Source organism: Streptomyces roseicoloratus (assembly GCF_004117935.1).
GTDB lineage: Bacteria > Actinomycetota > Actinomycetes > Streptomycetales > Streptomycetaceae > Streptomyces > Streptomyces roseicoloratus.
In genome coordinates, this window is the sequence record NZ_SDOY01000050.1 from 14,918 (window position 1) to 33,902 (window position 18,985).

At 73.4% G+C, this 18,985-nt stretch carries 20 protein-coding genes; 14 read left to right on the forward strand and 6 right to left on the reverse strand.

Annotated features, from left to right (window positions below; all coding sequences use genetic code 11):
- Positions 1-79: 79 nt before the first annotated feature.
- A complete protein-coding gene (locus tag ESG85_RS04115; protein WP_128976634.1) occupies positions 80-295 on the reverse strand; it encodes a hypothetical protein in 216 nt (71 codons plus the stop codon).
- Positions 296-468: 173 nt separating this feature from the next.
- On the opposite strand from ESG85_RS04115, the gene ESG85_RS04120 reads away from it, so the two are divergent.
- From ESG85_RS04120 to ESG85_RS04135, 4 genes are all read left to right on the forward strand, one after another.
- A complete protein-coding gene (locus ESG85_RS04120; RefSeq protein WP_128976635.1) occupies positions 469-1,071 on the forward strand; it encodes a hypothetical protein in 603 nt (200 codons plus the stop codon).
- A 74-nt stretch (positions 1,072-1,145) separates the two neighbouring features.
- On the forward strand, positions 1,146-1,370 hold the full coding sequence (locus ESG85_RS04125; protein WP_128976636.1) for an acyl-CoA carboxylase epsilon subunit: 225 nt from the start codon (positions 1,146-1,148) through the stop codon (positions 1,368-1,370).
- 120 nt (positions 1,371-1,490) lie between these two features.
- Positions 1,491-3,230, forward strand: a complete 1,740-nt coding sequence (locus ESG85_RS04130) for a fatty acyl-AMP ligase (RefSeq protein ID WP_128976637.1) — start codon at positions 1,491-1,493, stop codon at positions 3,228-3,230.
- 126 nt (positions 3,231-3,356) lie between these two features.
- Positions 3,357-4,592 carry an acyltransferase domain-containing protein gene (locus tag ESG85_RS04135; RefSeq protein WP_128976638.1) on the forward strand — a complete coding sequence of 412 codons (1,236 nt, stop codon included), beginning with the start codon at positions 3,357-3,359 and terminating at the stop codon, positions 4,590-4,592.
- A gap of 219 nt (positions 4,593-4,811) precedes the next feature.
- Here ESG85_RS04135 and ESG85_RS04140 read toward each other — a convergent pair whose 3' ends face one another.
- The 4 genes from ESG85_RS04140 to ESG85_RS04155 all read right to left on the reverse strand — a co-directional run bounded on the left by ESG85_RS04140 (position 4,812) and on the right by ESG85_RS04155 (position 9,193).
- A complete protein-coding gene (locus ESG85_RS04140) occupies positions 4,812-5,420 on the reverse strand; it encodes a response regulator transcription factor (RefSeq protein ID WP_128976651.1) in 609 nt (202 codons plus the stop codon).
- Positions 5,421-5,454: 34 nt separating this feature from the next.
- Complete coding sequence (locus ESG85_RS04145; protein WP_128976639.1) at positions 5,455-6,663, reverse strand: sensor histidine kinase; 1,209 nt, start codon at positions 6,661-6,663, stop codon at positions 5,455-5,457.
- Positions 6,664-6,755: 92 nt separating this feature from the next.
- Positions 6,756-9,017 (reverse strand): TOMM precursor leader peptide-binding protein, encoded by a 2,262-nt coding sequence (locus tag ESG85_RS04150; protein WP_128976640.1) that lies wholly within the window; start codon positions 9,015-9,017, stop codon positions 6,756-6,758.
- Positions 9,014-9,193, reverse strand: coding sequence for a hypothetical protein (locus tag ESG85_RS04155; protein ID WP_128976641.1), 180 nt, complete (start codon positions 9,191-9,193; stop codon positions 9,014-9,016). Before ESG85_RS04155 ends, ESG85_RS04150 begins: the two co-directional genes overlap by 4 nt.
- Before the next feature lie 305 nt (positions 9,194-9,498).
- Here ESG85_RS04155 and ESG85_RS04160 point away from each other — a divergent pair, with 305 nt between their 5' ends.
- From ESG85_RS04160 to ESG85_RS04175, 4 genes are all read left to right on the forward strand, one after another.
- Positions 9,499-10,287, forward strand: coding sequence for an AfsR/SARP family transcriptional regulator (locus ESG85_RS04160; protein ID WP_128976642.1), 789 nt, complete (start codon positions 9,499-9,501; stop codon positions 10,285-10,287).
- A gap of 215 nt (positions 10,288-10,502) precedes the next feature.
- On the forward strand, positions 10,503-12,170 hold the full coding sequence (locus ESG85_RS04165; RefSeq protein ID WP_246094798.1) for an acyl-CoA carboxylase subunit beta: 1,668 nt from the start codon (positions 10,503-10,505) through the stop codon (positions 12,168-12,170).
- Positions 12,171-12,481: 311 nt separating this feature from the next.
- Entirely contained in the window at positions 12,482-13,690 is a 1,209-nt protein-coding gene (locus ESG85_RS04170) for a cytochrome P450 (RefSeq protein ID WP_128976643.1), read from the forward strand.
- Positions 13,687-13,908: a ferredoxin gene (locus ESG85_RS04175; RefSeq protein ID WP_128976644.1), complete on the forward strand. Its 222-nt coding sequence runs from the start codon at positions 13,687-13,689 to the stop codon at positions 13,906-13,908. Before ESG85_RS04170 ends, ESG85_RS04175 begins: the two co-directional genes overlap by 4 nt.
- A 181-nt stretch (positions 13,909-14,089) precedes the next feature.
- On the opposite strand, the gene ESG85_RS04180 is transcribed toward ESG85_RS04175, so the two are convergent.
- Complete coding sequence (locus ESG85_RS04180) at positions 14,090-14,533, reverse strand: YybH family protein (protein WP_128976645.1); 444 nt, start codon at positions 14,531-14,533, stop codon at positions 14,090-14,092.
- A 238-nt stretch (positions 14,534-14,771) separates the two neighbouring features.
- On the opposite strand from ESG85_RS04180, the gene sigJ reads away from it, so the two are divergent.
- The 6 genes from sigJ to ESG85_RS04200 all read left to right on the forward strand — a co-directional run.
- A complete protein-coding gene (gene sigJ / locus ESG85_RS04185; protein WP_128976646.1) occupies positions 14,772-15,707 on the forward strand; it encodes an RNA polymerase sigma factor SigJ in 936 nt (311 codons plus the stop codon).
- 191 nt (positions 15,708-15,898) lie between these two features.
- Positions 15,899-16,060 carry a hypothetical protein gene (locus tag ESG85_RS34825; protein WP_164986159.1) on the forward strand — a complete coding sequence of 54 codons (162 nt, stop codon included), beginning with the start codon at positions 15,899-15,901 and terminating at the stop codon, positions 16,058-16,060.
- A gap of 244 nt (positions 16,061-16,304) precedes the next feature.
- Positions 16,305-17,336 carry a bile acid:sodium symporter gene (locus tag ESG85_RS04190; RefSeq protein WP_128976647.1) on the forward strand — a complete coding sequence of 344 codons (1,032 nt, stop codon included), beginning with the start codon at positions 16,305-16,307 and terminating at the stop codon, positions 17,334-17,336.
- A 116-nt stretch (positions 17,337-17,452) separates the two neighbouring features.
- Positions 17,453-17,911 (forward strand): RrF2 family transcriptional regulator, encoded by a 459-nt coding sequence (locus ESG85_RS04195; RefSeq protein ID WP_128976648.1) that lies wholly within the window; start codon positions 17,453-17,455, stop codon positions 17,909-17,911.
- A gap of 291 nt (positions 17,912-18,202) precedes the next feature.
- The gene (locus tag ESG85_RS34830; RefSeq protein ID WP_164986157.1) at positions 18,203-18,427 is read left to right on the forward strand and encodes a putative leader peptide; all 225 of its coding nucleotides are present in this window, start codon (positions 18,203-18,205) and stop codon (positions 18,425-18,427) included.
- A 25-nt stretch (positions 18,428-18,452) separates the two neighbouring features.
- On the forward strand, positions 18,453-18,985 hold a 533-nt coding region (locus ESG85_RS04200), incomplete at its 3' end, for an ABC transporter substrate-binding protein (RefSeq protein ID WP_246094799.1).

Below are 18,985 nucleotides of genomic sequence, written 5' to 3' on the forward strand. Positions count from 1 at the left end.
TCGTGCCGGTGCGGCCCGCCGTGCCGGTGCTGCCCGCCGGTCGGCGGGCGTCGCTCAATTCGCGCTCAAGGTCTTCCGGTCAGAATCGTTTCCGTCGTTGCCAGCCGGGTGCGGGCGACGGGTCCGTCGACCGCGGGTCCGTGTCCCTGCCCTGCAGGTACTGCTGCCACAGGGGGTTCTGGTCCACGGGCACCCACAGGGAGCCGTAGACCACCAGTGAGGTCCACACCGACCGCGCGAGCCGCCCGAGGAGCACTCGGGTGGCGACGGGGTCGCCGTTTCCGGTTGCGGGCATGCGTGCCGTCCCTTCTGAGATTCGGGAGGGCCACGATCGCCGCGACGGCTCGGTGGATCCTCGAGGAACCCTCGTGCGCGCGGATGCCCAGCGGTGCTCGAGCCGAACTCGAGCGCGGTGTGATCGGATGCCTCGACCGCAGGCACCACCGGGACGGGAAGGGGGGCCGGGCGGTGTACCCACGCGAGCGTGAGCCTGAACTGACCGTGATCGGGCGCTTCGCCACGACCGCGCCGCCCGGGGCGTTCGAGCCGGAACTCCTCGCCTACGCCCGCCGGCGGGCGTCCCGCAAGGGCCACGTCTCCCGGGTGACCGCCGCGCTGGCCGGCCGCCCCGGCCACTACGTCCACCTGGACCGCTGGACCGGCCTCGACCGGCTGCTGCGCGCCGCGCACGAGGCACCGGCCGTCCCGCCCGCGCCGGCGGAGACGGAACTCGCGGTCACCGTCGGCATGATGGCCCCGAACGGCACGCCCGCCGAGGCGGCCCGGCTGGTCCTGCTGCGCGCCGCCGTCGACCACGCCGCCGATCCCGAGCGCTTCGAGCTCGGCTTCGGCTCCCTGGTCGGCCTGTGCGTCGCCGAGAGCGCGTTCGGCGGCAGCCTGCTGCTGCGCTCGGCCACCGACCCGTACGCCTACACCGGCCTGCTGTGGTGGCACGATCCCACGGCCGACGACCGCGTCCGCACGAGCACGTCCTGGGACGCGGCGCGCGCCCGCCTGGCGGCCACCGCCCGTCTGACGGAGGACCTGGCCCGCCCGCTGCCCACGCGCTGACGGACGCCCTCCCTCCCTGCCGCGCCCCACCCCCTCCCGAGGGCTTCTCGAGCGTGCGCGCCAAGCATCGGAGCATGGACGAGACCGAGAAGACGCAGCCGGCGTTCGTCGTCGTGCGGGGGCGGCCGGACCCCGTCGAACTCGCCGCCGTGACGGCCGTACTGCTGGCCAGACTGCGTGCGGCGGCCGCCGCGGACGCGGCCGGGGACCCCGGGGAGACGGCGGCCGGAACGGCGCGGGCGCCGTGGGGAGCGGCGCGGCGGACGCGGCCGCGGGTCGGCTGGACGGCGGCCGACTGACCTGCCCGGCCCAGCCGCGGTCGAGTGCGCTTCTAGACGTCGTACCTACGGTCGAGTGGCGGGTGAAACGGGCGCCGACGTCGGGGGCGTCAGCGCCCGTACGACACGCAGGGGGCCGGAATGAGCGACTATCGCACGTTCACCGAACTGATGATCGACAGAGCCGGGCGGACACCCGAGCGCACCGCGCTGCTGATGCTGCCGGACAGCGACGAACGCGGTCGTCCCGCCACGGTCTCGTACGGCGCGCTCGACACCCAGGCCCGGCGGCTCGCCGGCCGGCTGATCGCCGACGGAGCCACCGGGCAACCGGTACTGCTGCTGCACGAGTCCAGGAGCCGGTTCGCGGTGTCGTTCCTGGCGTGCCTGTACGCCGGGGCGGTCGCCGTGCCGGTGCCGCCGCACGGCGGCCGGACGCACCACGAGGAGCGGGTGGCCGGGATCGTCCGGCAGACCTCTCCGCGGACCGTGCTCACCTGCGCGTCCCTCGCCCCGGACGTCTCCCGGCTGCTGGCCCGGCACGGGCACGGCTCGGTGCCCTGTCTCGCGGCCGACGCGGTCGCCGGGACGGGCACCGAGCGGCTGCCGGAGCCGGACCCGGACGCGGTGGCGTATCTGCAGTTCTCGTCCGGCTCCACCGGCAGCCCGAACGGCGTGGTGGTGACCCACCGCAACCTCCTGGCCAACCAGGAGGCGCTGGCCCGGCTGCTCGGCGCGGGTCCTGACGCCCGGATCGGCGGCTGGCTGCCGTTCCACCACGACATGGGCCTGGTCGGCCAGCTGCTGCATCCGCTGTGGCTGGGCGGGACCGCCGTCACGCTGTCGCCCGAGGCCTTCGTGCGGCGGCCCGCCCGCTGGCTGGAGGCGATCGGGAAGTACGGCATCGAGGCGAGCGGCGCCCCGGACTTCGCGTACGACCTGTGCACGCGGCGGGTCACGGACGAGGAACTGGCCGGGCTCGACCTGTCGGGCTGGCGGGTCGCGATCTCCGGCGGCGAGCCGGTGTGCGCCAGGACCCGGCGGGCGTTCACCGAGCGCTTCGCGGCCGCGGGGCTGCGCCCGGAGGCGATGCACGCGGCGTACGGCCTGGCCGAGGCGACGCTGCTGGTCTCCGGCGGCCCGTCGGCGGACGGCGAACGGACGGTCGACGCCGAGGCCCTGGAGCAGGGCCGGGTGCGCGAGGCCCGGCCCGGGCGGCCGGCGCACACCCTGGTGTCGTGCGGCGGCGTGGACACGGCGGCCGGACCGGTGCTGATCGTGGACCCGGAGAGCCGGAGCGTGCTGCCGGACGGGCAGGTCGGCGAGATCTGGGTCGGCGGACCGGGCGTCGCCTCGGCGTACTGGCGGGACCGTTCGGCGAGCGCGGAGCGCTTCGGCGCGGTGACGGCGGACGGGACGGGCGGGATGCTGCGCACCGGCGACCTCGGCACGGTGGCGGACGGGCGGCTCTACGTCACGGGCCGGCTGAAGGACGTGATCATGGTCGCGGGCCGCAACCTCTACCCGCAGGACGTGGAGCGCACCGTGCAGCGGGTCAGCTCGCTGTTCGGCACCGGCTCCGCGTTCTCCGTTCCCGGCGAGCGCGAACGCGTCGTCGTGGTGCAGGAGTTGCGTACCGGGCGGCAGTACTCGCTCGACCTGGAGGAGCTGGTGTCGGACGTACGGCGCTGCCTCAGCGAGGAGTTCGAGGTGGCCGTCGCGGGCGTGCTGCTGGTGCGCCCGGGCACGGTCCGCCGCACCAGCAGCGGAAAGGTCGAACGGGTCGCGATGCGCCGCCTGTTCCTGAACGGCGGTCTGCGGCCCCTGCACCAGTACCTGGCCGACGACCTGGTGGGAGCGGCCGGCCCGGGCCGGCCGTAGGCCGGGCGACGGCCCGGAACGACGGGCACGGACAACGGTGGGGCGGCGGGCCCGCGCCGCGAGCGGCGGGCGCACCTGGCCGGCGGACGGCCGTCGGCGGGAAGGACCAGGGAGCAGGGGGAAGACATGAGCGGAAAGGCACCGGGCGAGCCCGGCGAGCGGGAGTTCGCCGCCTGGCTCACCGAGCGGATCGGGCGCTACGCGGGACGGGAGGTCGGCGACGACGAGGACCTGTCCGGCTGGGGACTCGACTCGGTCGCCCTGCTCAGCCTGTGCGGGGAGATCGAGGAGCAGTTCGGGCCGCTGTTCGACCCGGCGGACGTCTGGACCCACCCGACGGTCCGCGATCTCGCGCACTACCTGGCGATGCGGCACGGCATGCGCCGCAACTCGGGGCGGGTGCGGGCGGCGTTCGTGTTCACCGGGCAGGGCGCCCAGCATCCCCGGATGACCGCCGGGCTGCACCGGGAGCTCACCGCCTACCGGCGGCACCTCGCGCGGGCGGACGAGGCCGTCGCCCCGTATGTGGGGCGATCGGTGGCGGGGCTGATCTTCGACGGGGACGACCGGGTGCACCAGACGGCGCTGACCCAGCCGGCGCTGTTCGCCGTCGGCTACGCGCTGGCGATGACGCTGGTGGAGGAGGAGGGCGTGCGCCCGGTGGCCGTGCTCGGCCACGGCATCGGCGAACTCGCCGCGGCCGTGGTGGCGGGCGCGCTGTCGCTGGACGACGCGGCCCGGCTGGTGTGCTGTCGTGGCGCCTTCATGCAGTACCTGCCGTCCGGCGGCGGCATGATGGCGACCTGCGCGAGCCCGTACGAGGCCGCCGACGCGGCGGCGGGGGAGCCGCAGGTGACGATCGGCGCGTTCAACGCGGCGCGGGCCACGGTTCTTTCGGGCCCGGTCGAGGACCTGGAACGGGTCCGGGAGCGGCTGGCCGCGGTCGGCATCGCGAGCACCTTCCTCCAGGTGCGGCACGCCTTCCAGTCGCCGCTGATGCAGCCGATGACGTCCCGCTTCGAGGCGGCGGCCCGGCATGTCACGGCCGGACGGCCGGAACTTCCCTACTACTCCACGGTGTACGGCCGGGAGTACGACGAGCCGCTGTCGACGGCGTACTGGACGGCCCAGATCACCACACCCGTGCGCTTCGCCGACGCCGCCCGCCGGATGCTGGCGCAGCAGGGCCCCAGCCATGTGGTGGAGATCGGCCCCCGCGCGGTCCTCACCCCGTTCCTCCGCCGCATCGCCGGCGCCCGGGGCCCCGTCTGCCTGCCGGCCTGCCGCGGCCCGGAGAGCGACGCGGTCCACCTGGCCGGCGTCCTGTCGAAACTCGACGCGGGCCCGCTGTCGGAACACTGACGCCGGCCGGTCGGCCGGACGGGAGACCGGGCGGGAGACCGGGCGGGAGACCGGGCGGGAGCCGGTCGGCATCGGGCGGAAGACCGGCGGAACCGGTACGGAGGCCGACGGAACCGGTACGGAGGCCGGTGGAACCGGTACGGGAGACCGGGGAGACCGGGTCGGCGGGAGCCGGTACGGGAGACCCGGGGGGCGGGCCCGTCGGCGCGCTCACGAACCCTACGGGATCCAGCCGGCCTCCTCCGCGATGCGGATGGCGTCGATGCGGTTACGCGCGTTGAGCTTGTCGACGATGGCGGTGAGGTAGTTGCGTACGGTGCCCTGGGTCAGGAAGAGGTGGTCGGCGATCTCGCCGGCGTCGGCGCCTCGGGCCGCGAGGCGCAGCACCTGGGTCTCGCGCGGGGAGAGCGGGTTGTCGGGCGCTTCCCAGGCGCTGAGGGCGAGTTCGGGGTCGATGACCCGCTGACCGGAGGCCACCGAGCGCACCGCCTGGGCGAGCCGGGTCGGCGGGGAGTCCTTCAGCAGGAAGCCGGACACCCGGGCGGCCATGGCCCGGCGCAGCGTCCCGGGTCTGCCGAGGCTGGTGAGGATGAGGGTGCGGCAGTCCGGCACCCGGTCGTGCAGCTCGGCCGCCGCGGTGAGTCCGTCGACACCGGGCAGGTCGATGTCGATGACGGCGACGTCCGGACGGGACTCCAGGGCGGACGGCACGATGAGGTCCCCGCGGGGGACCGACGCGACGACCTGGAGGTCCGGCTCCAGCTCCAGCAGCGCGACCAGCGCGCCGCGGACCATGTGCACGTCCTCGGCGAGCAGGATCTTGATCAGCAGCATGTGCTCCCCCGATGTGTCCTGTGTGCGCTCAGACGGCTTGTCTGCCCGCGTCCCCGCGTCTGACGAGCAGCGGTTCGGCGTCGTCGCCCTTGGGCGGCCTGAGCGGGGCCGTCGCCGTCAGCCGGAACCGGTTCCCGGCGAGGGCCCCGGCCCGCATCTCGCCGCCGATCGCGGCGAGCCGGCTGCGCAGGTTGCCCAGACCGCTGCCGCGGTCCGGGGAGTCGGGCCGGTCCTGCGCGACCACACCGTCGTTGACCAGGTCCAGCCGCACTGCCTCTCCTTCGGTTCGCACCGTGATGGCGCACGACTGCACCTTGCTGTGCCTGAGCATATTGGTCACGCCTTCGCGCAGGGCCGTGGCGAGGACGGTGTCCACCAACGGGTGGAGCCGGCCGCAGTCGATGTCCACCTTCGCCTCCACGTCGGCCGCCGCCATCACCTCCGCCACGGACTCGGCCTCCGCGGCCAGGGACATGTCCCGGTAGCCGCTGGCGACGAGCCGTACGTCGGCGAGCGCCTGCCGTGCGACGCCGAGCACCGATTCGACCTCCTCGCGGGCCCGCTCGGGGTTGACCGGGGTGAGCCGGTGGATCAGTTCGCACTTGAGGGTGATCGCGGAGAGGCTGTAGCCGAGCAGGTCGTGCAGGTCCCGCGCGAACCGCAGCCGCTCCTGGGTCACCGCCATCCTGGCCATCTCGGCCCGGGTCTCGTGGACCTCGCGGACGAGGTCGGTGAGCCGGGTGAGACCGTAGATGACCAGGCCGGTCAGTGCCGTGGAGACGGCGTAGTAGCCCGTCTCCAGCGGGGAGATCCCGCCGCTGGCCGACCAGCCGAGGATGGCCAGCGGGACCGCGCCGTAGCAGGGCCAGGCGATCCGTCCGGGGAGCATCAGGAGAATCGATCCGGCGAGCGGTCCCGCCATGCTTCCCCAGGCGATGCCCAGCCACACCATGGGCCCGAAGGTGAGGGCCACCTGGGTGACGAGGATGGCCGCCCTGCGCCGGCCCGACCAGCGGCGGGCGCGGGGCGAGGTGAGCAGGATCTGCAGGGTGTAGAGCGCCGCCACGACGACGGTGCACAGGACGACCCCGAGCGTGCTCGACACCGCGTTCTGCACGTTGAGCAGGGTGACGACACCGTATCCCGCGAAGACCACCGTGCTGATCCCCTGCGCGAACCGCGGTGCCAGCAGATCCCTGATGAGGTCGTTGTCCGCAGCCCGGAAACGGCCTGTCATGGAGGACTCCTCGCGTGGATGTCGGGAGCGTGCGAGTCCGAACTATAATCCGACACCCACCGGATCCGGGACCAGTCCGACGCTTCCGCGAACTACAAGGCCAGCGGTACCGAGTTGAGCTCCTCGTAGGCTGTCGGACCGTTCAGTAGTCCGAGCCGCACGGGCACGTCGTAGAGCCTTCCCGGTGCGAACCGGGCGTAGAAGTGACGGAGTCCGGGCACGATCACCTTCACCACCGGGATGCCGACGTCCGGACGCGTCTGGTCGAGCACGAGCAGCTCCATGCCGTGCGCCGCGACGAGGCCGCGGACCGCGTCGACGTCGGCGAGCAGGTCGTCGTTGCGGACGTACGGCGGCCAGGAGGCGGGCGTGCGCGCCGACTGCCCGGGGTCGGGCAGGAGCTGGGGCTGTTCCGGGGCGGGCGGCGCGGCTCCGGCGGCCGCGGGCGGCAGCATCTGGACCATCTCGGTGAGCGCCCGGCGCAGCGCGAGCCGCGGGTCGAAGTGGGCCCCGAACCCGTAGACGGTGTCGGGGACTTCGGCGTCCGCACTGCGGGAGACCGCGGCGACGACGGGGATCCCGAGGTCGGAGGTCAGGTCGAGGGCCCAGACGCGGCGGCCCGACCGGCCCAGCGCCTCGCGCAGCCCGGTGAGCCACGGCGCGTCGAAGGCGTCGAGGTCGACGCCCGGCCGGCGGAGCCGGTTGTACCACCACAGCGCCACCGCGTCCCGCTCGACGAGTTCGAGGAAGCCCTGCACGACGGCGTCCTCGGTGCTGCTGCCCGCCGCGTTGCCGTTGGAGTCCGCCCACAGCCCGTCCGGCGAGCCGCCGGGCGCGCAGTCGAAGTACAGCGTGGAGGTGGGCAGCAGCCGGTGGACGCCCGCGGTGAGCGACCACACCGGGGTCCACTCGGTGGGCCGCCGCGGGTCGAAGGGCGCGCACACGTGGTGGAACGGGGTGTGCGAGGCGTTCCAGCGGGCCCGGTCGGCGTACTGGCGTTCGTGGAACAATTGGTACGCGTTGGGGTGGACGGCGCCGGCGCCGAGCCCGGCCATGGTGTCGGTGACGGTCGCCTCGTCGCCCTGCCGGGTTCCGCAGTAGCGTTCCACCGCCTCGCAGAGCGCACTGGCCCGGGCCTCCGCCGCCGTCGCGCCCTTGCCCGAGCTGCGCGCCCGCAGCACCCGCCGCACGGTCTCCGGTGAATGCCCCCGCAGGGCCAGGTTGTGCCCGGAGTCATAGGCGTGCAGGCCCTCGGGCAGACCGGCCATCGGACGGACCTCGGTGACGATGCCCGTGACCGGGCCGATCAGATGGCCGTGACGTTCCAGCATCTGCTCGGCGGACAGCGCCCGGTCGTTGCTGCCCGAGCCCTCGGCCTTGGGCCGCGACACCGGCACCACCGGCCGCCGGGTCCGCTCGGCCACCAGCGTCGGGTCCCCGCAGGAAGGACACTGCGGACGCCGCGACACCGGGTGCTGGGCGATGCGCAGGGTGAGCCCGTCCAGGACGCACACCGCCCGCTGCTCCGGCGTACGCAGCCCCGCCAACCACTTCGACGCCTCCAGGACGGCGCTGTGCAGGCCCACGGCCCGTACGGCGGGCAGCGAGGAGGCGGGGCGCGCACCGGGCCGGTCGAGGCCCAGGGCCCGGCGCACCGACAGCTCGCCCCGGCGGTGCTCGCGCAGCCGGTGGGCCAGACAGGTCCAGCACGCGCCGTCGCCGTCCGGGTCGAACACCGGCCCGGTCCACGGCTCGGCCGCGAACGGACTGGCCGGCAGCCACGGCCGTCCCGCCGCCCGTAACCGCTCGGCCACCTCCCGCACCCCCGGCATCAGATAGTCCTCGCAGAGGACGAGCGCGAAGTCGGCACCGTCGTCCTCGCCGACCGGGCGGACGCCCGAGGCCCGGCACGCCGCCCGGGCCGCCTCGCGGTCCACCGCGCCCACACCGATCACCGCCACCGCCCGGCCGCGCACCGCGCCGTCGGCGACCGCGCCGTCGAGTCCGGCCCGGTCCCAGTAGGCCTCCGCCGCCGAACGCTCGGCCGAGCACCCGGCCGGATCGGCCGGGCAGGGGCCGTCGTGGCGGTAGCCCACGAGGTTGGCCTCGGCCAGCCGCCGCACCACCCGGCACGCCACCTCGGCCGGCATGGCCTCCGCCGCGTCATGGAGCAGTTCGGGCAGGGTACGGCTGCCGTCGAGCAGACCGAGGAGGGTTTCCGCGCCGGCACCGCGCACGGCGGTCAGGTCCTGGTCGGACCACACGAACACCGCCTCCCCCGGGACCGACACGGCCCGCACGTGGCGCTTGAGCGCCACGAACGGGCCGCGGGCCGGGCTCTGCGCCTCGGTCACGCACCCACCCGGGCGTCCAGCGCCGCCGAGATACACATGCACCAGTTCGCGCGCCCGCCCTCGGTGCGGCTGAGGCTCTCGACCAGGATCTCCTCGAGCGGCCCGCCGGCCGGCCCCGACTCCGCGGCCCGGCTCTCCGACGGAAGAAGACGAAGGATGTCTTCGGTGATGTTCATGTGTGCCCCCAGTGATGAACGAAGTGGGCGGGCGGACGCGGCAGCGCGAAGACGAGACACGTCACCCGCTCGGAACCGTCCGCGCCGAGGGACCGGATCCGGCCTCGGCGTGTGGCCAGAGTGTGCTGTCGGAACTGGAACCTCCGGCAGTGCAGCGCTCATCGGCGAGGCATGACATTTTCATGATTGGGGACGTGCTCCGCTCACTGGGCCGCGATCCGCCCCCGTGCGAATCTCAAGTGCCGGACTCCGAAAGGGCCGTCACGGGGACGCCGACGGCCGTGGCCCAAGGGGGAGAAAGCCGAATGGACATCCAGATCCTGGGGTCGCTCGCCGCGCAGGAACGCGGCGTGTCCGTGGTGCCGAGCGCCGCCAAGCCCCGCCAGCTGCTGTCCCTGCTCGCCCTGCACGCCGACCGCGTGGTGTCGGTGCCGACGCTGATGGAGGAGATCTGGGGCGAGTGCATTCCCCGCAGCGCCTCCACGACGCTGCAGACGTACATCCTCCAGCTGCGCCGCCGCCTCACCGCCGCGCTCGACGGCGACCCGCGGCGCGACGCGAAGGACATCCTCGTCACCCGGTTCGGCGGCTATCTGCTCCAGGTGGAGCCCGGCCGGGTCGACGCCCACGAGTTCGACCGGCTCGCCGCGGCCGGCGCCACCGCCTTCGAGGTCGGCGACTACCGTGCCGCGTCCGAGCTGCTGCGCCGCGCCCTCGCGCTGTGGCAGGGCCCGGCCCTGGTCGACGTGCCGGCCGGGTCGGTGCTCGAACTGGAGGTGCTGCGGCTCAACGAACAGCGCACCACCGCTCTCGAACGCCGGATCGAGGCGGACCTGCGGCTCGGCCGTCACGCCGAGGTGGTGCCCGAGCTCCGGGTCCTCTCCGCCCGTCACCCGCTCCACGAGGGCTTCTGCGCCCAGCTCATGCGCGCCCTGCACCGCACGGGCGGCAGCTGGCGGGCCCTGGAGGCCTACCAGCGGCTGCGCGGCTCGCTCGTGAGCGAACTCGGCCTCGAGCCCTCGGCCGCCCTCCAGGAACTCCACCGCGCGGTCCTGTCGGGAGACCCGGACCACGCACTGCGGGCGGCGAACTGAGACGGGGCGAGTGACGGGCCGCGTCGCGGGCGGTGGGGCGGGACAGGGCTTCCGGGGCCCACCGGGCGGCCGGTGCGGCAGGACGCGGCTCCCGGGCCCACCGGGCGGCCGGCGGAGCGAGACGGGCCGCGCCGCGGCCGGTGCGGCGGCCCGGGTCGAGCCGTTCTCCAGGGGAGGTACCGGGGGCTTCGAGTACGGGTCCCTACGGTGCCGCAATGACGACCTTCGACGAACTCCTCGCCGACAGTCCCGCATCGCTCTCCCCTCCCGTCACGCCCCCGGCCGCCGCTCCGGCCGTTCCTCCGGCCGCGGCCCCGGCCGCCCCTCCCGAGCCCGATCTGCGCCGGGCCACCGACGAGTTGCAACGCCTGAAGGAGGAACTGAGCCGGGGCCCCGACCCCGAGGCCACCCGGCGCCAGCACGCCAAGGGCAAGCTCACCGCGCCCGAGCGGCTGGAACTCCTCTTCGACGAGGGCACGTTCACCGAGATCGAGCCGCTGCGCCGGCACCGCGCCTCGGGCTTCGGCCTGGAGGCGCGCAAACCGCACGGCGACGGCGTCGTGATCGGCTGGGGACTGGTGCACGGCCGCACGGTCTTCGCGTACGCCCATGACTTCCGCGTCTTCGGCGGCGCCCTGGGCGAGGCCCACGCGGAGAAGATCCACAAGGTGCTGGACCTGGCGGAGGCGGCGGGCGCGCCCGTCGTGGGCCTGAGCGACGGCGCGGGCGCCCGCATCCAGGAAGGCGTCACGGCCCTCGCCGGCTACGGCGGCATCTTCCGCCGCAACACCCGCGCCTCGGGGGTGATCCCGCAGATCAGCGTGATCCTGGGGCCCTGCGCGGGCGGGGCGGCCTACTCTCCGGCCCTCACGGACTTCGTGTTCATGGTGCGGGGCACCTCGCAGATGTTCATCACGGGCCCCGACGTGGTGCAGGCGGTCACGGGCGAGCAGATCACCCACGACGGCCTCGGCGGTGCCGACGTGCACGCCGGGGTCTCGGGCGTGTCCGGGTTCGTCTACGACGACGAGGCCGAGTGCCTCGCCGACGTCCGCCACCTGTTGTCGCTCCTTCCCCAGAACAACCGCGAACTGCCCCCGGCCGTCCGCGCCGACGACCCGGCGGACCGCCGCACCGAGGCCCTGACCTCTCTGGTCCCGGCCGGGTCCCAACAGGCGTACGACATGCGTGCCGTGATCGAGGAGATCGTCGACGACGGCGACTACTTCGAGGTCCACGAGGCCTGGGCGCGGAACGTGGTGTGCGCACTGGCCCGCCTCGACGGCCACGTGGTGGGCATCGTCGCGAACCAGCCCACCGCGCTGGCCGGCGTCCTCGACATCCACGGCTCGGAGAAGGCGGCCCGCTTCGTGCAGTTCTGCGACGCCTTCAACATCCCGCTGGTCACGCTGGTCGACGTACCGGGCTTCCTGCCGGGCGTCGACCAGGAGCACAACGGCATCATCCGGCACGGGGCGAAACTCCTGTACGCCTACTGCAACGCGACCGTGCCCCGCATCTCCCTGGTCCTCCGCAAGGCCTACGGCGGCGCCTACATCGTCATGGACTCGCGCTCGATCGGCGCCGACCTCTCCTTCGCGTGGCCGACGAACGAGATCGCGGTGATGGGCGCGGAGGGCGCGGCGAACGTGGTCTTCCGCCGCGAGATCGCCGCCTCGGACGACCCCGAGGCGACCCGGAGCCGCCTCATCAAGGAGTACAAGTCCGAGCTGATGCACCCGTACTACGCCGCGGAGCGCGGCCTGGTCGACGACGTCATCGACCCCGCCGACACCCGCGGCACCCTGATCCGCGCGCTCGCCATGCTCCGCCGCAAGCATGCCGCCCTCCCGGAGCGCAAGCACGGCAACCCGCCGATGTGACGCGCGATCGCCGCCCACCGGGGCCGCCGCCCGAAGGGGCGACGGCCCCGCCGTCTTTTCCCACCGACCCCGGATGACGGACCGCCTCCACACGCGCACCCCGGCCCCCGCACGGACACGGGCACACGCCCACGGACCATTGCCTTCACCTCACCCTCATTGCAACAGTTCGTTGCCTTCACCTTCACCGCCATTGCATCAGTTTCCTCCAACTGACCTGCGAAGAAGCCCATCTGTTCATTGACGATTTCCTCAACGCAACGTAGCTTTCAGAATCCGGCAACAAAAATCGCCCGACCTGAGGAACCGTCATGAGCCCCTCCCCGCACACCGTCGGCACGCTTCCGGCGCACCGTCCGGCCGCTTGCCCCTTCGACCCGCCGGCCGAGCTGCGCGAGGCCCGCCGGCACGGCCCGATCAGCCGCTACACCCATCCCGGCGGCAAACCCGGCTGGATGATCACGGGATACGACCTGGCCAGGTCGGTACTGGCGGACCCTCGGTTCAGCTCCCGCAAGGACCTGCTGAACGTGGTCGACTTCTCGCTGCCTCCGGCACCTCCCGGCGAGTTCCTCCTCATGGACGAGCCGCAGCACAGCCGCTACCGGAAGCCGCTGGTGGGCAGGTTCACCGTCCGCCGCATGAGGATGCTGACCGAGCGCGTCGAACAGGTCACCGCCGAGCACCTGGACGCGATGGCGGAGACCGGCGGTCCCGTGGACCTGGTGACGGCGTTCGCCAAGCCCATCCCGACCATCGTGATCTGCGAGATCCTGGGCGTGCCGTACGAGGACCGGCCCTCCTTCCAGGAGCAGATCGACGCGTTCATGGGTGGCGAGGTGAGCGACGAGGAGCTGATCGCCGCCTACACCGCGACTCAGGAGTACCTGGCGCGACTGGTGGCCGCCAAGCGCGCGAACCCCACCGACGACGTGCTCAGCGAGCTCACCGCCGGCGACCTGACCGACGAGGAGCTGAAGGGCATCAGCCTGATCCTGCTGGCGGCCGGCTTCGACACCACCGCGAACATGCTGTCCCTCGGCACCTACGCGCTGCTCCGCCATCCGGAGCAACTGGCCGCGCTGCGCGAGGATCCCACGCTCACGGACGGGGCCGTGGAGGAGCTGCTGCGCTATCTGAGCGTCGCCAAGACCTTCCACCGCACGGCGCTCGAGGACGTCGAGCTGGCCGGCCGGACCATCGAGGCCGGCACGACCGTGGTCCTGTCGTTCCACACCGCCAACCGCGACCCCGAGCGCTTCGCCGATCCCGACGCGCTCGACATCCGGCGGACGTACGACGGTCACCTGGCCTTCAGCCACGGCATCCATCAGTGCCTGGGCCAGCAGCTCGCCCGCCTGGAGATGCGCGTCGCCCTCCGGGCGCTGATCGACCGCTTCCCCACCCTCCGCCTGGCCGTGCCGGCCGAGGAGGTCGCCCTGCGCCCCGAGACGGCGGACATCTTCGGAGTGAAGAGCCTCCCGGTCACCTGGGACGAGGACCAGGCGGTGCCGGCATGACCCCGTCCCGCGTGAGCGTCGACCGTGAGCGCTGCATCGGCGCCGGGATGTGCGCCGTGACCGCGCCCGAGGTCTTCGACCAGGACCCCGGCGACGGCCTCGTCATCCTGCTGGACACCGACCCGACCGCCTCCCGGGAGAGGGCCGCCAGGACGGCCGCGGGCGTCTGCCCGTCCGGCGCGATCACCTTCCGGGAGCCGGGGACCGCCGGCTCCTAGCCGCGAACTCCCCGCAGGCCGCCCGGCCCCGCCCTGAACCGCCCCCCTCGTTCCCGGCACCGCCTTGAACCGCCCCCCCCCCTCGTTCCCGGCACCGCCCTGGACCGCCCCCCTCGTTCCCGGCCGCGCCCCCAACCGCCCCGGAACCGCCTCCCCCTCGTATTCCGTGCGCGAACGGGAGTCAGGCGGGCTGGTCCTTGTCGGACGGGAGCCAGACCGTCATGGTGGCCGGGTCGACGGGGATCGAGACGTGCTCGTGCGTGATCGACCACGCTCCGTCCGTCCGCCGGAGGCAGACGCTCTCCCGTACCCATATCGAGGCCTGCAGACCGCCCTTCCGCTCCCCCGAGTCGCGGTGGAGCATGTGCGCGAAGGCGGTGTCCCCGCTGGTCACGAGGGTGAGGTCGTGCGTCTCCAGGCTGATGGGGCCGACGTATCCGTCGAACCACCGCAGGAAGTTGCGGCGGATCTCGTCGGTGCCGGTGAACCTCAGCGGGGGAACGACGTCGTAGTAGACGGCGTCGGCTGCGTAGAAGGACATGAGCCGGTCGATGTCCTTGGCCTGCTGGGCGTCGGCGCGGATCGCCAGGAGTTCCCGGAGCTCGGACTCGTGGGTGGTGGTCATGGCGTACTCCTTCGGTGGTGGTGTGCCGGGGGTGAGGAGGGAGGGCCGGCTTCACGCGGCGCGTCCGGCCTTGGGCGCGGCGCGCCCTCGACGCCGGGTCGCGTTCCTTTGCCGGGTACGACGAGACGGCCTCGCGGAATGTGAGGTGGGGAGTACCGGGCGGGGCGGCGACGTCACGTTTCGGGGCGCTGCCGCGTCATGACGGTGAAGGAAGACCCGACCGAGGAGCCTCAGGACCATGACGCACCGTTCGCCCGCGCCGCAGGACGGCCGACCGGACTCGACGGCGAGCACGCTCGCGGCCGAGCGCCGCCGGCTGATCAACCTCGCGTACCGCATGCTGGGCTCACTGGCCGAGGCCGAGGACATCGTGCAGGAGACGTACGCCCGCTGGTACGCGATGTCGCCGCGGCAGCGCGAGGCGGTGGCGTCCCCCGGCGGCTGGCTTACCAAGGTCGCCGGCCGCATCTGCCTCGACGTGCTGCGCTCGGCGCGGGCCAGGCGGGAGCGCTACGTGGGGGAATGGGTGCCCGAGCCGCTGCCCGCGCGCACCGAGTGGCCCACCGGCGCGAAGGACGACAGCACGGCCGACCCGGCCGATCGGGTCACGCTCGACGAGTCGGTCGGCATGGCCTTCCTCGTCGTCCTGGAAGCGATGACCCCGGCGGAGCGCGTGGCGTTCGTGCTCCACGACGTCTTCCGCTACCCGTTCTCGGAGGTGGCGGACATCGTCGGCCGTACCCCGGCGGCTTGCCGCCAACTGGCGGCCTCGGCCCGCCGCCGCGTCGACGCCTCGCGGGCGCCCCTGTCACCCGCGACCCAACGGGCCGGTGTCGTCAGGGCGTTCAAGCAGGCGTGGGAGGCGAAGGACATCCCCGCCCTCATCCGCCTGCTCGACCCCGGTGCCGTCGCCGTCGGCGACGGCGGCGGACTCGTCACGGCCACGCTCCACCCCATCGAGGGCGCCGAGCCCATCGCCCGCTTCTTCGCCGACCGGACCCTCCCGGGCCGGCTCACGGTCCGGGAGTGCACGGTCAACGGCCAGCCCGGCCTGGCCGCCCACGTGGACGGCGTCGTCGTCTCGGTGTACGCCTTCGACATCGCGGACGACCGGATCCGGCGGATCTGGGCCGTGCTCAACCCCGAGAAGCTCAGGCCGTGGAAGTCGGACTGACCAGGCAACACGGAGAGGGCTGTCCGGGCGGACTCTCCGCGGTGCGGTCGACGGGCCGGACACCTCGATCCGGAAGGCCGAGCAGGGCCCCGCGCCCGGACCGCGGCGCTGCCGGTCCCCGCCGCCGGCGTGCGACGAGTCCCGCGTGATGCATCCGTTCGAACGGATCGCCTCCGATGTACGCTCCGGCGGTGAACGGAGTCGAGCTCTCACTCCTGGGTCGCACGCTCGTGAGGATCGGCGAGGCCACCCTGCCCGAACCGCCCGGCGGCGCCGACCGCTACGCCGCGAGCGCCCGACTCGCCGAGGTCAAGGCCGCGCTCGACGTCCTCGCCCGCCACCTCGCCGGCTGAAACCCTCCTCCCCGGCAAACCGACGACGAGCACCACGGAGCACCACGTGCGGCAACGAAAGTCCAGGCAGCGGCAGACGTCCGGACGTCGGCAGACGTCAGGAGGTCTGCCGAACTCAGGAGGTCTGCCGAACTCCGCGAGCCCCCACGAGTCCGAGGCGCCACGTCAGCCCGAGACGTCTCGCAGGCCCGAGGCGCCGCGGGAATCCGACGCTCCGCGCGAGCCCCAGGGGGCCGTCCCGTGGATGGAGGACCACCAGGTCGCGGTCTATCTCGCCGCGATGGCCGTCGGCGGTCTGCTCGGGTGGCTCGCCCCGGCCGCCGGCCCCGGACTCGAGCACGCCGTCAATCCCGTCCTGGGTGCCCTCCTCTTCGTCACCTTCCTCCAGGTGCCCGCCGCCGAGCTGCTCCGTTCCCTCCGCGACACCCGCTTCCTCGCGGCCGCGCTGGTGGTGAACTTCGTCGTCGTACCGCTCGTGGTCGCCGCCCTGTTCCCGTTCCTGCCCGCCGACCAGGCCGTCCGCCTGGGCGTCCTGCTCGTCCTGCTCTGCCCCTGCGTCGACTACGTGATCGTCTTCTGCGGCCTGGCCGGCGGCTCCGCCCGCCGCCTCCTCGCCGCGACCCCGCTGCTCCTGGTCGTGCAGATGCTGCTGCTCCCCGGGTTCCTGTACGTGTCCCTCGGCTCCGGCCTCGCGGACGTCGTGCAGCCCGGCCCCTTCCTCCGGGCCTTCCTGTTCCTGATCGTCGTCCCGCTGGCCCTGGCGTGGACCCTGCAGGCGTGGGCGGCCCACCGCCCGGCGGGCCGGAAGACCGCGGAGGCGGCGGCCACGACGATGGTGCCGCTGATGGCGGCCACGCTCCTCACCGTCGTGGCCTCGCAGGTACCCAAGCTCGGCGACCGCCTCGGTGACGTCGCCGCCGTGATCCCCTTCTACGTCGCGTTCCTCGTGGTCATGCCCTTCGCGGGCAAGGCCGTCGCCCGCCTGTTCCGCCTCGGCGCCGACACCAGCACCGGCCTTGGCTCCGGCACCAGCCCCGGCACCAGCTCCGGCTCCGGCACCGGCCCCAAGGCCCGCGCAGGCTTCGGCGCGGGCGCCGCGCGGGCGATCGTCTTCACCGGCGCCACCCGCAACTCCCTCGTCGTGCTCCCTCTGGCCCTCGCCCTGCCCGACAGCCTCGCCGTCGCCGCCGTGGTGGTGGTCACCCAGACCCTGGTCGAGGTCGTCGGCATGGTCGCGTACGTACGCCTGGTCCCCCGCCTCCTCCCTGGCGACTGACGGAACGGTCACCGACGGCCCGGTGACCGGGCTCGCGTGATACTCGGCGACGCGGGGCGAGGCGGGCCCGGCGGACCCGCCACGACCTGCGGCGCGGCCTGCGGGATAATGCCCACATGCGGATCTCAGCCAGGGCGGACTACGCGGTACGCGCCGCCCTTCTCCTCGCCGGCGCCCCCGACGGCGGCCCCCTGAAGGCGGAATCCATCGCCGAGGCGCAGGAGATCCCGCACAAGTTCCTGGAGGGCATCCTCAACGACATGCGCCGCGGCGGACTGGTGCTCAGCCAGCGCGGCGCCAGCGGCGGCTACCGGCTGGCCAGGCCCGCCGGGGACATCTCCGTCGCCGACGTGGTGCGGGCCGTGGACGGTCCGCTGGTCTCCGTACGCGGCGTGCGCCCGCCGGAGCTCTCCTACAACGGTCCCGCACAGGCGCTGCTGCCGCTGTGGGTCGCCCTGCGCGCGAACGTCCGCCAGATCCTGGAAGGCGTCTCGCTGGCCGACATCGCCTCGGGCGAGCTCCCCGGCTTCGTGCACTCCCTGGCACAGGACCCGACGTCCTGGACCAATCCCTGACCGTCGCGGCCTTCCCGTAACGGCCTTCTCGTCGGTTCCCGCCCGGCCCGTCGGTCGACTTTTCGCCCCGCCCCGCCCCACCCCGCCCCTCGGCGTCCCGCCGCGTCCGTCCCCGCCTCTCCCCGACCCGTACCGTCGGCCGCGTCACCCCTTCTCGACGCCACCCCTCGTGAACTGCGACGTCTCGGAATGCGAGACGGGATCGTCCGCCGTATGAAATCCCTCTTGGGGCCGAAACCCGCCTCTGCCACTATGCCTATCACTCAGGTGGGAAAACTAGGGATTCCGGAGGTGGCAGCTGTGCGCACGCCGAAGCAGGCAGGCGAGTCGCGCCCGCTCCCCTCCCTCCTCACCTCCCGTCGGCACATCGACCTCGGCCGCACGTCCAGCGCCATCTGTCGTCCCGCGCACGGCCGTTCAGCGGATGCGTGTCTCGTCCCGCGGAACGGCGGCACCGCCGACCGCGTCGCCATCGAGTGCGTCGCCGTCGCCCGCGCCATCGCCGCACCTCCCTGATTCCCTTCTCCGAAAGGACACGTCCGTGTCTGCCGCAAGACCGCTCACCGCCCTGCGCACCCTCGCCGCCGTCGCCACGCTTCCCCTCCTGCTCACCGCCTGCGGCTACGGTTCCGAGGCGACCGAGGGCGCCGAGCGGCCCAAGGTCGCGGCCGACGGCAAGAAGCTCTCCGCCGGCGAGGTACGGATCGGCTACTTCCCCAACCTCACCCACGCCACCGCCCTGGTGGGCGTCCAGGAGGGTCTGCTCCAGAAGGAGCTCGGCGGCACAGCGATCAAGCCCTCGACCTTCAACGCGGGCCCGTCCGAGATCGAGGCGCTGAACGCCGGCTCGATCGACATCGGTTTCATCGGTCCCTCGCCGGCCATCAACGGCTACACCAAGTCCCAGGGCAAGAACCTGCGCATCGTCTCCGGCTCCGCCTCGGGCGGTGTGAAGCTGGTGGTCAACCCGGAGAAGATCAAGACGGTCGCCGACGTCAAGGGCAAGCGGATCGCCACGCCGCAGCTCGGCAACACCCAGGACGTGGCCTTCCTCAACTGGGTGTCCGAGCAGGG

Excerpts from the sequence above, each read along its gene's own strand:
- ESG85_RS04190 (WP_128976647.1), top strand. The coding sequence starts at position 16,305 with ATGGAGGACCACCAGGTCGCGGTCTATCTCGCCGCGATGGCCGTCGGC.
- ESG85_RS04145 (WP_128976639.1), bottom strand. The coding sequence starts at position 6,663 with ATGACAGGCCGTTTCCGGGCTGCGGACAACGACCTCATCAGGGATCTG.
- ESG85_RS04180 (WP_128976645.1), bottom strand. The coding sequence starts at position 14,533 with ATGACCACCACCCACGAGTCCGAGCTCCGGGAACTCCTGGCGATCCGC.
- ESG85_RS04125 (WP_128976636.1), top strand. The coding sequence starts at position 1,146 with ATGGACGAGACCGAGAAGACGCAGCCGGCGTTCGTCGTCGTGCGGGGG.
- ESG85_RS04175 (WP_128976644.1), top strand. The coding sequence starts at position 13,687 with ATGACCCCGTCCCGCGTGAGCGTCGACCGTGAGCGCTGCATCGGCGCC.
- ESG85_RS04135 (WP_128976638.1), top strand. The coding sequence starts at position 3,357 with ATGAGCGGAAAGGCACCGGGCGAGCCCGGCGAGCGGGAGTTCGCCGCC.
- ESG85_RS04160 (WP_128976642.1), top strand. The coding sequence starts at position 9,499 with ATGGACATCCAGATCCTGGGGTCGCTCGCCGCGCAGGAACGCGGCGTG.
- ESG85_RS04155 (WP_128976641.1), bottom strand. The coding sequence starts at position 9,193 with ATGAACATCACCGAAGACATCCTTCGTCTTCTTCCGTCGGAGAGCCGG.
- ESG85_RS04115 (WP_128976634.1), bottom strand. The coding sequence starts at position 295 with ATGCCCGCAACCGGAAACGGCGACCCCGTCGCCACCCGAGTGCTCCTC.
- ESG85_RS04165 (WP_246094798.1), top strand. The coding sequence starts at position 10,503 with ATGACGACCTTCGACGAACTCCTCGCCGACAGTCCCGCATCGCTCTCC.
- sigJ (WP_128976646.1), top strand. The coding sequence starts at position 14,772 with ATGACGCACCGTTCGCCCGCGCCGCAGGACGGCCGACCGGACTCGACG.
- ESG85_RS04195 (WP_128976648.1), top strand. The coding sequence starts at position 17,453 with ATGCGGATCTCAGCCAGGGCGGACTACGCGGTACGCGCCGCCCTTCTC.
- ESG85_RS04170 (WP_128976643.1), top strand. The coding sequence starts at position 12,482 with ATGAGCCCCTCCCCGCACACCGTCGGCACGCTTCCGGCGCACCGTCCG.
- ESG85_RS04130 (WP_128976637.1), top strand. The coding sequence starts at position 1,491 with ATGAGCGACTATCGCACGTTCACCGAACTGATGATCGACAGAGCCGGG.